This is a genomic window from Pseudomonas psychrophila (assembly GCF_001043005.1).
Classification (GTDB): domain Bacteria; phylum Pseudomonadota; class Gammaproteobacteria; order Pseudomonadales; family Pseudomonadaceae; genus Aquipseudomonas; species Aquipseudomonas psychrophila.
The window spans coordinates 65,005-77,609 of sequence record NZ_JYKZ01000015.1; the positions used below are offsets into that span (position 1 = coordinate 65,005).

The window sequence follows — 12,605 nt, forward strand, 5'->3', positions numbered from 1 at the left end:
ACAAATGGTGCGCAAACAAAAAAAGGCGTCCCGCTAGTTGCCTAGCGAGGACGCCTTTGTCCTTGTCCCGTTCTCTCGGGAAACCTGTTCTTCGTCGTTGAAGACCGGGTTTTATGATTGATGAATTAGCTAATGCAGCGGTTGTGCCAAGTCCGCCAACGCCCATGTTTAAAGGGCGCAGATGTGTTGGGGGGAGGGGTTTGTGCACCGAATAAAAGCGCCGTGCCCGATAGTGGAGCGTCGCGCGTTCCGTAGCCGTTCAGGTGTGAAGCAGCAAAAACATCAGCACCAGATTGATCAACAGGGACATCAATGCCACCGCCCGCCACACCACTAACGGCTCTCGCTCCAGCAAGGGCCTGGGGCGAACGTTCAAGCTCTGGCGTTCGCCCTGTTCCAGTTGCAGTAACCACTCCTCGGCCGTTTCAAAGCGCTGCTGTGGATCGGCTGCAACGCCGCGTTCCAGGCTGTGGGCAATCCATTCCGGCAGGTCGGGGCGATATCGACTGGCGCTCACCGGCACACCGAAGCGCGGGCGCTGGAATGCTTCGATTTCGCCGTAGGGATAATGCCCGGTCAACAGGTAATAAAGTGTCACACCCACCGCATACAGATCCTGTCGGGCGGCGGGTTTTTCCCCGCGAAAGGCTTCCGGAGCAATGTAGCTGGGCGTCCCGGGCAGCGCCGATGGCAGATCCTCTGACAGCCCCGGGCAGTAGGCCAGTCCGAAGTCCAGCAAGCGCAGCTCGCCGTCGTCACCCAGCAGCACATTGTGCGGCTTGATATCGCGGTGAAAAATCTGCCGACGGTGCAGCAGCCCCACTGCCCGCAGCAGGCGTTCGGCCAGATCCAGCCATTGCGCCAGAGGCAGCGGCCCACCCTTGGCGTAGAGTTTTTCCAGGGTAATACCTGAGTATTCACGCATCACGTAGTACAGATGCTGACGCTGACTGGCAGGGTGGACTTCAGGAAAGTGCCGTCCGGCCACGCGCTTGAGAAACCATTCTTCCGACAGCAATGCCTGCCCGGCCTGATGATCGTCGTGCAGGCGGGCGGGCAGGGTTTTCAGCAGCCAGGGCTGTTGTTGCGCGTCACGTACCCGGTAGAGCAGCGATTGCTGGCTCTGGCCCAGATGGCTTTCTACCTGCCAGCCTTCAAAGAGCTGCCCCGGCCTAAGTGCGGGCGGTAACGGCCATTGCTGCAACTGCATCAAGGCATCGCCGATGTCGCTTTCGCCCAAGGTGTCGACCCTTACCAGCAGGGCGCTGGCGTTGTCCTGGCTGCCAGCCCGATGCGCGGCATTGACCAAGGTGTGGGCAGCGCTTTGCAGGTCGGGCAAGTCACGCAAAATCGCGGCGATGGTGGTATCGCCCAAGGTCGACCACACACCGTCACTGAGCAGTACAAAGGTCTCGTCCTGACGCAATTGGTCATCGAGAAAATCCACCACCAGATGTTGATCAAGGCCCAGTGCGCGCTTGAGCACATGCTGCATGCCGGGCTGATCCCAGACGTGATCTTCGCTGATGCGTTGCAAGGTTTCGCCATGCCAGCGATACACCCGGCAATCGCCGACATGGGCCAGGGTAAACCGCCGGCCGCGCAGCACCAGTGCACTGACAGTGGTCAGCAGCGGTTGCCCGCCGCCGTTGGCTTGAAGCCAGCGGTTTTGCGCGAGCAGCAAGCGCTCCAGTGCCTGTGCCACGCTCCAGGTTTCAGGCGTGGCGTAGTAGTCCAGCGCCAATGCCTGCAGCGTCGAGCGCGCGGCCAGGCCACCATCGGCGCATTGGCTGACACCATCGGCGATGGCGAACAAATAACCCTTGCTTGCCGCCAGCAACGGCACTGGCGTGACCTCGCGCAGCGCGTCCTGATTCTCTGCGCGAGGACCGATGGCGCTGGCGTGGGCAAAGCTCAGTTGCAGGCTCATGACGGCCTTACACGCGGGCAGCAGTTACGGCAGCCGAGCCCCAAGTGGTTCTCCAGCGGCGTTTGACCCCGTGCAGGCCAAACCAGGCCAGCACGCCCAGGCTGGCAAACAACCACAAGGCCAGTTGATAGCTGCCAGTGCTTTGCTTGATTGCCCCCATGCCCGCTGCCAGGGCGAAACCACCGATACCACCGGCCATGCCGATCAAGCCGGTCATTACGCCGATTTCACGGCGAAAGCGCTGCGGCACCAATTGGAAAACCGCGCCGTTGCCTGCACCCAGTCCCAGCATGGTGCAGACGAAAAGTGCCAGTGCCGCGTAGGAGCTGGGTAGGTTGAAACCTACGGCCGCGATGCTGATCGTCGCTACGGCGTACATTCCCAGCAGGGTACGGATCCCGCCAAAACGATCTGCCAGCGCGCCGCCCAACGGTCGCATCAGGCTGCCTCCGAAGACGCAGGCTGCGGTGTAGTAACCGGCGGTCACCGGGCTCAGTCCGTATTGATCGTTAAAGTAGCCCGGCAGGGCGCTGGCCAGGCCGATAAAACCACCGAAAGTCACGCTGTAGAAAAACATGAACCACCAGCTGTCGCGGTCGCCCAGGGCCTTGAAGTAGTCGCTCATGGACTTGGCTTTTGGCCGCTCGGGGGCGTTTTTGGCCAGCCAGGCGAACACGAAAATGCACAGTACCAGCGGGATCAGGGCAAAACCGAACACATTGCTCCAGCCGTAGGCTGCCGCCAGCACCGGGGCCAGCAGAGCGGCGAACACGGTGCCCGAGTTACCCGCACCGGCGATGCCCATCGCCTTGCCCTGATGCTGTGGCGGATACCACTGCGAGGCCAGCGGCAGCGCCACCGCGAACGAGGCGCCGGCCATGCCCAGGAACAGCCCCAGTAACAGGGCTTGTTCATAGCTATGAATACCGTGTTTCCAGGCAACAAACAGTGCGCAGATAACAATCACCTGGCCGATCAGCCCGGCGGTTTTCGGTGACAGGCGGTCTGCCAGCAGGCCCATCACAAAGCGCAGCAGGGCGCCGGCAAGAATTGGCGTGGCCACCATCAGCCCGCGCTGTTGCGTGGTCAATTGCAGGTCGGCGGCGATTTGCACCGCCAGCGGGCCGAGCAGATACCAGACCATAAAGCTCAGGTCGAAATAGAGAAACGCCGCGAACAGGGTCGGGGTATGACCGGATTTCCAGAAGCTTGTATTCATCGCGCACCTCAACGGTTAATCGTTTCGAGAAGGAGTCATGAGCTAGGAGCGCCGTAACGGCCGCACCACCGGCCCCGTTCACTGGGGCCAAAACGAAAAAACGCCGCTGCCTGATCCGCCGTGGGCGAATGAGGAGAGCGACGTCTTTGTCGTAGGTGGGGCAACCGCCGTTGGTTACCGGTAGTGAATGCTTAGCGAGAAGTGTGCCAACAGGTGAATAACTCACCCCTGTGGGAGCGAGCCTGCTCGCGAATGATTTTCGCGAGCAGGCTCGCTCCCACAGTTGAAGTATTTACAGGCAAGGGTGTCAGCCCAGCAGCTCACTCATGGCGATGATCTGCTCCGCCACCTGAATCAGCTTTTGCTGGCGGCTCATGGCCTGGCGTCGCATCAGGGTGTAGGCCTCTTCTTCGTTGCAGCTTTTCATTTTCATCAACAGGCCCTTGGCCAGTTCAATGCGCTTGCGCTCGGCCAGTTGCTGGTCGCGGGCGTGCAGTTGGGCGCGCAGGGCCTGGTCGCTTTCAAAGCGGGCCATGGCCACATCGAGAATCGGCTGCAAGCGCTGGGCGTGAATGCCTTCGACGATGTACGCGCTGACCCCGGACTTGATCGCCTGGCGCATCACCCCGGGGTCGTGCTCGTCGGTGAACATGACGATCGGCCGTGGCTGGTCCCGTGAAACCAGCACCACTTGCTCCATCACATCGCGGCTGGGTGACTCGGTATCGATCAGAATCACATCCGGGCGCACCGTTTCGACGCGCGCAGGCAGGTCGATGGTCAGGCCTGACTCGTCGATCACCTCAAAGCCGGCTTCGCTGAGTGCGGCTTTGAGGCGGCCGACTTTTTTCGCCGTGTCGTTGATCAGCAAGATACGCAGCATGGGGCAGGCTCCAGTCAACGACGGGCAAGAAGGGGAGCGCTGGCGCTCATGGCATGCAGCGCAAAGCTTCGTGCATACCCTGCAGGGTCAGAGCCGTCCCACACTTTGCCGTCGATCAACTGGCTGCTGCGCATGTTCGCTCCGTTGGCGGTCACCCCCACGGCGCTGGCGGCGTCGCGGTACAGCGCCAGTTGCTGAACCTGGCGGGCAACGCCGAGGTAATCCGGGTCTTCGCGCAGCAAGCCCCAGCGGCGGAACTGGGTCATGAACCACATGCCGTCGGACAGGTAGGGCAGGTTGACCTCACCGCCGCCATGAAAGCGCAACGCATGGGGGTCGTGCCAGTGATTGCCCAGCCCGTCGCTGTAGTTGCCGAGCAGGCGCGGCTCGATGCACTCAACGGGCGCATTCAGATACTCGGGTGCGCCCAATAACTGCGCGGTACTGCGACGGTTTTCGTCGCTTTGCTCGATAAAGCGGCTGGCTTCGAGGATCGCCATCACCAGCGCCCGGGCGGTATTGGGGTACTGCTCGACGAATGCCCGGGTGCAGCCGAGCACTTTTTCCGGGTGGTCGGGCCATAGCGCCTGGGTGGTGGAGAGGGTGAACCCCATGTTGTGTTTGACCGCACTGGCGGCCCAGGGCTCGCCGACGCAAAACCCGTCAATGCGCCCCGCCTGCAAGTGCGCAACCATCTGCTGCGGCGGCACCACCACACTGTCGACGTCTTGCAATGGATGGATGCCCTGGCTCGCCAGCCAGTAATACAGCCACATGGCATGGGTGCCGGTAGGAAACGTCTGGGCGAAAGTCAGTTTTGAGCGACTTTGGTGCACGTGTTGTTGCAGCGCCTCAGGACGGGTCACGCCCAGCGCTTGCAAGCCGTGGGAGAGGTTGAGGCTCTGGCCGTTTTGATTGAGCCCCATCAGCACGGCCATGTCGGTGGCCGCTACGCCGCCGATCCCCAAATGCACGGCGTAGATCAGGCCGTACAGGCTATGGGCCGCATCGAGCTGGCCATTGACCAGATTGTCCCGCAGGCTGGCCCAGGACGACTGGCGCTTGAGATTCAGGGTCAGGCCAAAAGGCTGGGCGAACCCTTGAGTGGCGGCCACCACCACCGAGGCGCAATCACTGAGGGCCATAAAACCCAGGTTGATTTCGGTTTTTTCCGGGGCGTCGCTGCCGTTGACCCAGGCCAGGGGGCCGGCGGTTGGTTCGATCATGGGAGGTGCACCTTCGCGAAAAGCATACTGCGAGGGTGCAAGGCATATGCCAGAGGGGTAAACCCCGTTGAAATCCCGCTGTTACAGGGCTTTGGAGTCGCGGTTGCCTTTGATGGGTTGGCCTACTTCAAGCGGTCTTGCGCCTTGCGATATGCGGCCTGATGTTCGCGCTTGTCAACGGCGACGACGAACACCACAACCTCTTGATCAATGACCTGATAGATCAAGCGGTAACCCGCGCTGCGCAACTTGATTTTGTAGCAATCGGGCAGCTTGCGCAGCCGGTTGGCTTCAACGCGGGGGTTGAGCAACACCTCTGACAATTTGCTCTTGAATTGCAGCCTGACCGTGTCAGCAAGTTTGTGCCATTCCTTGAGGGCGCGCTGGTCAAACTCAAGATCAAAGGTCATCCAGTGTCACCTTGACCCTTTGCGGCGCTGCCAGGCGTTCGCGCACGGTGTTGATGAGTGCTTCGTCTTCTTCTGTCACCAGCATGGGGCGAAAGGGCAGTTGGCCGCGTTCGGCTACGTACTGCAATGCCTGGCGGACCAGTTCAGAGGGGGTGACACCCAAGCGCTCAAGTTCCTTGTAGGCGCGGGCTTTGAGCTCATCGTCGATGCGAATATTGATGGAGGCCATGGTTTTGACTCGTGTAATGACGTTTGTCATTACGTTGGCCTCTGCCCGTTTCTTTTGCAAGTGCCATTGGGCGGTTGAGTGGTCTGCGTTGTTCATATGCTCTCCAGAAATTAAGCCGCCAGACCAGAGAAGGGCGGTCAGCTCTGTGAGCCAAGCTAGAGATAATCAGGTGATTCGTACGACGATTCGCTTTCATTCCCGTGAAACATCCGAGAAAATCCCGTTCGCTTGCGCCTGTCCAAATCGGGGAATAGTCTCGCTCCACCGCTGCAAAACAGCGGTCGGGTTTAGTAGCCTGATGTTACTAGGCGCAATGCGCCACCTTAGTGAGGCGCTTTTTTTCGGCCTCTGCTTTCTGGTGGTCGTGCGCAGGGCGCCTTCGGGTGCGCCGGGTTCCTAGTACACCGGTCTACTAACCTGCGCACGGCTGCCACCCATTCGTTTAGTAGCGATAAGTGACAGCTCCTTTTGATGTACTAGGAGTCTGCACGATGAAAAAAATCACTCCAGATCCCCCTGTTTCTCCCCTCGATGCTGCTGACAGTCACGACCCGTTGCTGGACCGTATCGCCACCGAGCGTGCGCTCAATTATTACCTGCAAAACCATAAGCCTTTTCGCCCTGTGGGCATGGCCCTGTATGCCATCCCGGACAGCGTCAATTCAGAAGCGGCTTTGGCCCAGGCGTCAGACTTGTTGCGCTGTGCGGGTGCCTGCGCGAATGAGGCGGGGAATGGCTTGAGCGGGCCCGCGCGCGATTGGGTGTTGTCGGTCATGCACTTGGTGGAGCTGGCCAAGGGTTATGTCGATAAATCGCTGGATACGCTGGCAACGCACTGAGGCAGCACGCGCCTGATTGGCGACAGGCGCGTTATATATTTATCAAAAGTACGATGGTTAATCGGTACCGGCACAAACCTGCCCCGGGCTTAACTTGACACGGATTGTGTTAAACGAAACCGCCCGCACACTGTTCGATTTTGCGACAGTAGCGCTCGCTTTACCCATGCATCAGATCACCCGAATTCATCTTGTGTTGCGCTCGGTGTTGCGCAATAATCGGCCCACTACTCAGCCCCGTACGCAGTGATTCAGTTCGCTGGCCGTTGGGGTGAAAAAACCGGCCCAGGGCCGGTTTTTTCGTTTCCAGGGATAGGAAGTCTTGCGTACAGCGTGCTTTGTAGACGGCTACAACGTGTTTTACGGCCTGCTGGCCGGCACTCCGTACAAGTGGCTGGATCTTCCTGCCCTGCTGGCTCATATCATCCGTATCGAACACTGCGACAGCACGCTTGCTGCTGTGAGTTTTTTCACCTCCGGCGTCAAACCCTCATTGGCCAGCCGTGGCATTGCCTCAAAAGAGGCCCAGGACACCTACATTCGTGCGCTGATATCACGGGGTGTCGATGTGTATTACGGACGTCACCAGCTTGAATCAGGCAAGGCGCCGCGTTTTGTTGATAAGGCCACTGCGGCGTCCAGAGATGACCAGGTTGAGATTTGGAAGCTTGAAGAGAAAGAGACGGACGTTCATATCGCGATCAGTATGTACCGGCTTGCGGCCCGGCAGGCGGCGTTACCACTTGAACTGCGTGTAGAGCAGCTTGTCCTGGTATCTGCCGATACCGATATGACCCCGGCTTTAAGGGCGCTCAGGGAGGATTTCCCCGGACTGCAGCTAGGAGTGATCCTGCCTCACCGTGAGGGCATTCAGCGAACGGCTCCGGGTTCGTTGAAGCCCTACGTGAACTGGATGCGACAGGTGGTCACTAACGCCGAACTGGCCCGGTATCAGTTCCCTGCACGTATACCCACCCGCAAAAAACCAGCCGACAAACCGGCCTACTGGTGAGCCTTTAGGTTCTGGTTTCAGGTTCATTCATTTAATCAGTTATGACCTTACAACCAAAAAACTTATAACTATTTAAAGTCATTAAAGCGGGTTGAGTTCTATAAAAGTGCTCATCTATCTTTAGATTAAATAGTGATTAGTCAGCGCTGCTTTTATGCCTTTATGATCTGTCTACAACAACTCGTGAGGCAGGAGTGGCGCAATGACTATTCAAGTAAAACCTGTGGCAGGTCGGATTGGTGCACAACTTGAAGGCATACAACTGGGCGGGGATATCAGTGCCGAATCATTCGAGTTTATTAATCAGGCACTGTTGAAATACAAAGTTCTGTTCTTTCGTGATCAGCATCTGGATGACGCCGAACATGAAGCCTTTTCTCGACGCTTCGGTGATCAGGTGCCGCATCCAACCGTGCGCTCTGCCGAGAAAAGCGCCGCCATCCTGCATCTGGATGCCAAGGAAACCCGCGCCAACTCCTGGCACACCGATGTGACCTTTGTTGCCAACTACCCAAAGATTTCCATCTTGCGCGGTGTAGTCATTCCGCCTTATGGCGGCGATACCGTGTGGGCTAATACTGCGTCGGCCTATGCCGACTTGCCAGAGCCGTTAAAACAACTGGCCGACAGTTTGCGTGCCCTGCATACCAATGTGTATGACTATGCCGCGCCGCGGGATACCGATGAGTCGGGTCTTAAGCGTTATCGCGAACAGTTCACCGCCCAAGTGTATGAAACCGAACATCCTCTGGTTCGCGTTCACCCTGAGTCCGGCGAAAGAAGTTTGTTGTTGGGCCACTTTGTAAAAGAACTGCAGGGTGTTAGCAGCAATGACTCCAAACAACTGATCCGCCTGTTCCACGACCGCATTACCCATGTCGACAACACCGTGCGCTGGCGCTGGCAGGCAGGCGATGTGGTGATCTGGGACAACCGCGCCACGCAGCACATTGCGATCAACGATTACGGCGATGCCCAGCGCATTGTGCGCCGCACCACCATCGACGGCGACGTGCCGGTGGGTGTGGACGGCCGCCTGAGCCAGGCGCTCAAGCCGACGCCCGAAACTCGCTCGCCCAAAACCGAAGCCGACAAAAAACACCTCGCCGCCTGACCGGCCGAACCTCATCGCTCCCAGGAAAACCAGCCCATGGCCTCATTCAACGCTAAATCCCTGTTTCGCAAAGGTCGCATCGCCGCCGCGCTGGCAGCAGTCATGGCTGTGCCGCTGGCCCAGGCCGATGTGTTACGGATCGGTGTCGCCACCGCCGGTGGGGGTGATCCGGTGACGTTCAGTGGCTCGACCCTCGGGATCGTGCGCAACCAGCAACTGCTGGAGAAGGCTTTCGCCGGAAGCGGAACCGACGTGCAGTGGTTCTTCTTCAAAGGGGCTGGCCCCGCGGTCAACGAAGCCTTGTCCAACCAGCAACTGGACTTCGCCTACCAGGGCGATCTGCCTGCTGTGGTCGGGCGCGCCAACGGGCTGGACACCAAACTGCTGGCGGCCCTGGGTGTGAGGGCCAATCTGTACCTGGCCGTACCCAAGGGCTCGGACATCAAAAGTATTGAGGACCTGAAAGGCAAGAAAGTCGCCGTGTTTCGCGGTACCAACGGCCATCTGGTGTCGATCAACCTGTTGGCCGAGCACGGTCTGACCGAGCGCGATATCAAGGTCATCAACCTCGATACCGGCAGCACTCAGGCAGCGCTGGTTTCCAACGGCGTGGATGCCGCCTTTGGCGGTCGTGAACTGTTCAAGCTGCGCGACAAGGGCCTGATCGACATCATTTACGACAACCCCACCCAGGATGTGCGTTACACCCGCCAGACCGCATTGGTGGTTCGCGGGGCCTATGAAAAAGAGCATCCGGCCAATGTACAGAAGGTCGTCGACACCCTGGTGGACGCTGCGAAATGGACGTCCGAAGAAGACCACCGTGAGGCCGTTTTCGCCGAGTGGGCCAAGAGCAACGAACCGGTTGAGTCGCTGCGCGCCGACTCTGCCGGGGTCAGCATCCGCGACAAGGCTTCCCCGCTGATCGATCCCTTTTTGTTGAGCCGCTACAAGGCGGTGGCGGAGCAGGCCAAGGACGAAAAGCTGATCCGTCGTCCGGTGAGTATCGATGGCTGGTTTGAGCCTTCATACCTGCAAGCGGCCCTCAAAGCCAAAGGCCTTGAAACCTTCTGGACGGCCTATGGCCCGGATGGCAAGCAGCCTGCCGGGAATGCCGTCGCCGGCAAGTAACCGCAACCCTGTGTGGGAGCGAGCCTGCTCGCGATGCAGGCGACGCGGTCGTGTCGATCCATTCGCGAGCAGGCTCGCTCCGACACACACATAAACATTCTGCTTTTTGCCGCAAGCAAGGGAGCCACGCATATGCCCAGGGCACAGACGGTCACACGAGAGCAGTACGCACCGGCGCTACCCAAGGCCAACGTGAAGCGCTTGCCACCAGCACCGACCCGGCCCGTACGCAAGGTCGAGGTGCCCCGCACATCGGCCTGGGCTTCAAGACTGGGTGACAAGGCGTTGCCGTGGCTGCTGCCGCTGACGTTGCTGGGCCTGTGGTACGTGGGGGTTGAACTGGGTCTGCTCTCAGAGCAGGTGCTGCCGCCGCCCGCCTATGTGTATGAAACCCTGTCGGACCTCTTCACCTCTGGCGACCTGTGGATAAATGCGACCGCCAGCCTGCAACGTGTCGTGGTCGGATTTGCCCTGGGGGCCGGTGTCGGTGTGGCGCTGGGGCTGGCCATGGGGCTGTCGAAAACCGTAGAGGATTATCTGCTGCCCACCTTCAACGCCCTGGTGCAGATACCGGTGCTGGGCTGGCTGCCGTTTGCCTTGCTGCTGTTCGGCATTGGCGAGCCGCTTAAATATGTGCTGATCGCCAAGGCCGCCATGGTGCCGATCACGCTGTGCACCTTGCAGGCTTTTCACCAGGCCCCCAAGGGGTTGCTGGAAGCGGGTCGGGCGTACGGCTTCAGCCGTTGGCAGAGCGTGGTGTTCATCGTGTTGCCTGCGGCCATTCCGACCCTGTTCACCGGTCTGCGTCTTGGCTTCACCAAAGCCTGGCTGTCACTGGTGGTGGTTGAGCTGGTGGCGTCGAGCGAAGGGCTGGGTTACCTGATTGTGTATGGTCGCCAACTGTTCCAGCTGGATCTGGTGATGGCGGCCGTGGTGGTGGTCGGTGCGATCGGGCTGTTGATCGATCGCGGTTTTGATCACGCCGAGCGGCGCCTCAATCGTGGCCGCGCACCTGTAGCGGGGCGCCTGTCATGAGTAGCGCTCTGGCAATCAGTCATGGCAGCAGCCGTCGCTATCGCGGCTGGGTGTTGCCGATCAGCGCCGTCGCCCTGTGGTGGCTGGCCTCGCACATGGGCTGGAGTCAGTCCGGTCTGCTGGTTTCACCGGAAAAAGTCGCGGCCACGGCCTGGGACCAGATTGCTTCAGGCAAGTTCTGGCGGGCGATCAGCGCCAGCCTGGCGCGCAACCTCAGCGGCTTTTTTATCGGCACCACCCTGGGGCTGGTGCTGGGCTGCCTGCTGGGCCTGTCGCACTACTTCGAGCGGTTGGTGGGCCCCAGCTTCAACACGTTCAAGCAGATTTCGCTGTTCGCCTGGATCCCGCTGATCTCGGTGTGGTTTGGCCTGGGTGATGTGGCCAAGGTGGTGTTCCTGTCACTGGCAGCACTGGTGCCGGTGGTGGTGAACACCTGCGACGGCCTGCGCAATGTGCCGCCCAACCTGCTGGAAGTGGCGCGGGTCTACCGCTTCAGCCGCTGGCAAACCATCGTCGGGGTCATGTTGCCCGCCGCCTTGCCGTCGATCTTCACCGGGCTGTATCTGGCGCTGGTGTATTCGTGGCTGGCGACCATCGGTGCCGAATACCTGCTGGTGTCGGGGGAGGGCATCGGCAACACGCTGATCGATGGCAGCGAGCATTTCATGATGGACCTGGTGCTGTTCGGCATGGTGGTGATCGGCCTGGTGGGCTGGAGCCTCAATGCACTGGCCCGGATTTTTGAGCGACGGATGCAGCGCCTGTACGGCATTGACCCGCGTTGATCGGCACTTTCAGAAGGATTGCAGCATGCTCAATAACAGCCTGACCCTGGAAAACATCAGCAAGCGTTTTGCGTCCCGACCGGGCAGCACTACCCAATTGCAGGTCCTGGACAACATCCAGCTCGACATCGCCCCGGGCGAATTCATCAGCATCGTCGGCGCCAGCGGTTGCGGCAAATCCACCCTGTTGCGCCTGATTCTTGGCCTGGACGAGGAGTACGACGGGCGCATCCTGCTCAATGGCAAGCCGATAGACGGTACAGGGCTGGAGCGCGGCATCGTGTTTCAGGATCACCGTTTGTTCCCATGGCTCAATGTGGAGCAGAACGTCGCAGTGGCCCTCAAGAACTCGCCCCTGAGCGCCAAGGAAAAGCGCGACACCGTGCGCGAGCACATTGAGCTGGTGGGTCTGCAGGACTTTATCGATGCCTACCCGCACCAGATCTCCGGCGGCATGGCCCAGCGTGTGGCCATCGCCCGCGGGCTGGTCAACCGCCCCAGCGTGCTGCTGCTGGACGAGCCCCTGGGCGCCCTCGATGCCTTAACCCGTGCACGCCTGCAAGGCGAGCTGCAAAACATCTGGGCCAAAGAAAAAATCACCATGATCCTGGTCACCCACGATGTGGATGAAGCGGTATTTCTGGGCGATCGCGTGGTAGTCATGCAACCCAACCCCGGCCGTATCCGACGCATCCTCGACATCGACCTGCCGCGCCCGCGCAACCGCAGCGACAGCCGCTTTATCGCCCTGCGTGACGATGTATTGAGTGACTTCGCCGAACTGCATTGAAC

At 59.8% G+C, this 12,605-nt stretch carries 13 protein-coding genes; 7 read left to right on the forward strand and 6 right to left on the reverse strand.

What is annotated here, in order from left to right; all coding sequences use genetic code 11:
- Positions 1–259 precede the first annotated feature (259 nt).
- The 6 genes from TU76_RS22220 to TU76_RS22245 all read right to left on the reverse strand — a co-directional run bounded on the left by TU76_RS22220 (position 260) and on the right by TU76_RS22245 (position 5,897).
- Positions 260–1,930, reverse strand: a complete 1,671-nt coding sequence (locus tag TU76_RS22220) for a bifunctional protein-serine/threonine kinase/phosphatase (protein ID WP_048352518.1) — start codon at positions 1,928–1,930, stop codon at positions 260–262.
- Positions 1,931–1,937: 7 nt separating this feature from the next.
- Positions 1,938–3,149 (reverse strand): nitrate/nitrite transporter, encoded by a 1,212-nt coding sequence (locus TU76_RS22225; protein ID WP_048352519.1) that lies wholly within the window; start codon positions 3,147–3,149, stop codon positions 1,938–1,940.
- Between the two features lie 307 nt (positions 3,150–3,456).
- The gene (locus TU76_RS22230; protein ID WP_019827366.1) at positions 3,457–4,032 is read right to left on the reverse strand and encodes an ANTAR domain-containing response regulator; all 576 of its coding nucleotides are present in this window, start codon (positions 4,030–4,032) and stop codon (positions 3,457–3,459) included.
- Positions 4,033–4,046: 14 nt separating this feature from the next.
- Positions 4,047–5,258, reverse strand: a complete 1,212-nt coding sequence (locus TU76_RS22235; RefSeq protein WP_048352520.1) for a CmpA/NrtA family ABC transporter substrate-binding protein — start codon at positions 5,256–5,258, stop codon at positions 4,047–4,049.
- A 122-nt stretch (positions 5,259–5,380) separates the two neighbouring features.
- A complete protein-coding gene (locus tag TU76_RS22240) occupies positions 5,381–5,668 on the reverse strand; it encodes a type II toxin-antitoxin system RelE family toxin (RefSeq protein WP_019827368.1) in 288 nt (95 codons plus the stop codon).
- Positions 5,658–5,897 (reverse strand): type II toxin-antitoxin system RelB/DinJ family antitoxin, encoded by a 240-nt coding sequence (locus tag TU76_RS22245; protein WP_019827369.1) that lies wholly within the window; start codon positions 5,895–5,897, stop codon positions 5,658–5,660. The genes TU76_RS22240 and TU76_RS22245 overlap by 11 nt, the downstream gene beginning before the upstream one ends.
- Positions 5,898–6,388: 491 nt before the next feature.
- Here TU76_RS22245 and TU76_RS22250 point away from each other — a divergent pair, with 491 nt between their 5' ends.
- The 7 genes from TU76_RS22250 to TU76_RS22280 all read left to right on the forward strand — a co-directional run bounded on the left by TU76_RS22250 (position 6,389) and on the right by TU76_RS22280 (position 12,603).
- Positions 6,389–6,736, forward strand: a complete 348-nt coding sequence (locus TU76_RS22250) for a DUF6124 family protein (RefSeq protein ID WP_048352521.1) — start codon at positions 6,389–6,391, stop codon at positions 6,734–6,736.
- Positions 6,737–7,058: 322 nt separating this feature from the next.
- Entirely contained in the window at positions 7,059–7,748 is a 690-nt protein-coding gene (locus TU76_RS22255) for an NYN domain-containing protein (RefSeq protein WP_048352522.1), read from the forward strand.
- A 202-nt stretch (positions 7,749–7,950) separates the two neighbouring features.
- On the forward strand, positions 7,951–8,862 hold the full coding sequence (locus TU76_RS22260) for a TauD/TfdA dioxygenase family protein (protein ID WP_019827371.1): 912 nt from the start codon (positions 7,951–7,953) through the stop codon (positions 8,860–8,862).
- A 36-nt stretch (positions 8,863–8,898) separates the two neighbouring features.
- A complete protein-coding gene (locus TU76_RS22265; protein WP_053070228.1) occupies positions 8,899–9,993 on the forward strand; it encodes an ABC transporter substrate-binding protein in 1,095 nt (364 codons plus the stop codon).
- A gap of 132 nt (positions 9,994–10,125) precedes the next feature.
- Complete coding sequence (locus TU76_RS22270) at positions 10,126–11,028, forward strand: ABC transporter permease (RefSeq protein ID WP_048352523.1); 903 nt, start codon at positions 10,126–10,128, stop codon at positions 11,026–11,028.
- Positions 11,025–11,813, forward strand: a complete 789-nt coding sequence (locus TU76_RS22275) for an ABC transporter permease (RefSeq protein WP_019827375.1) — start codon at positions 11,025–11,027, stop codon at positions 11,811–11,813. Before TU76_RS22270 ends, TU76_RS22275 begins: the two co-directional genes overlap by 4 nt.
- A 25-nt stretch (positions 11,814–11,838) precedes the next feature.
- Positions 11,839–12,603 (forward strand): ABC transporter ATP-binding protein, encoded by a 765-nt coding sequence (locus tag TU76_RS22280; RefSeq protein ID WP_019827376.1) that lies wholly within the window; start codon positions 11,839–11,841, stop codon positions 12,601–12,603.
- The last annotated feature ends 2 nt before the right edge of the window (positions 12,604–12,605 follow it).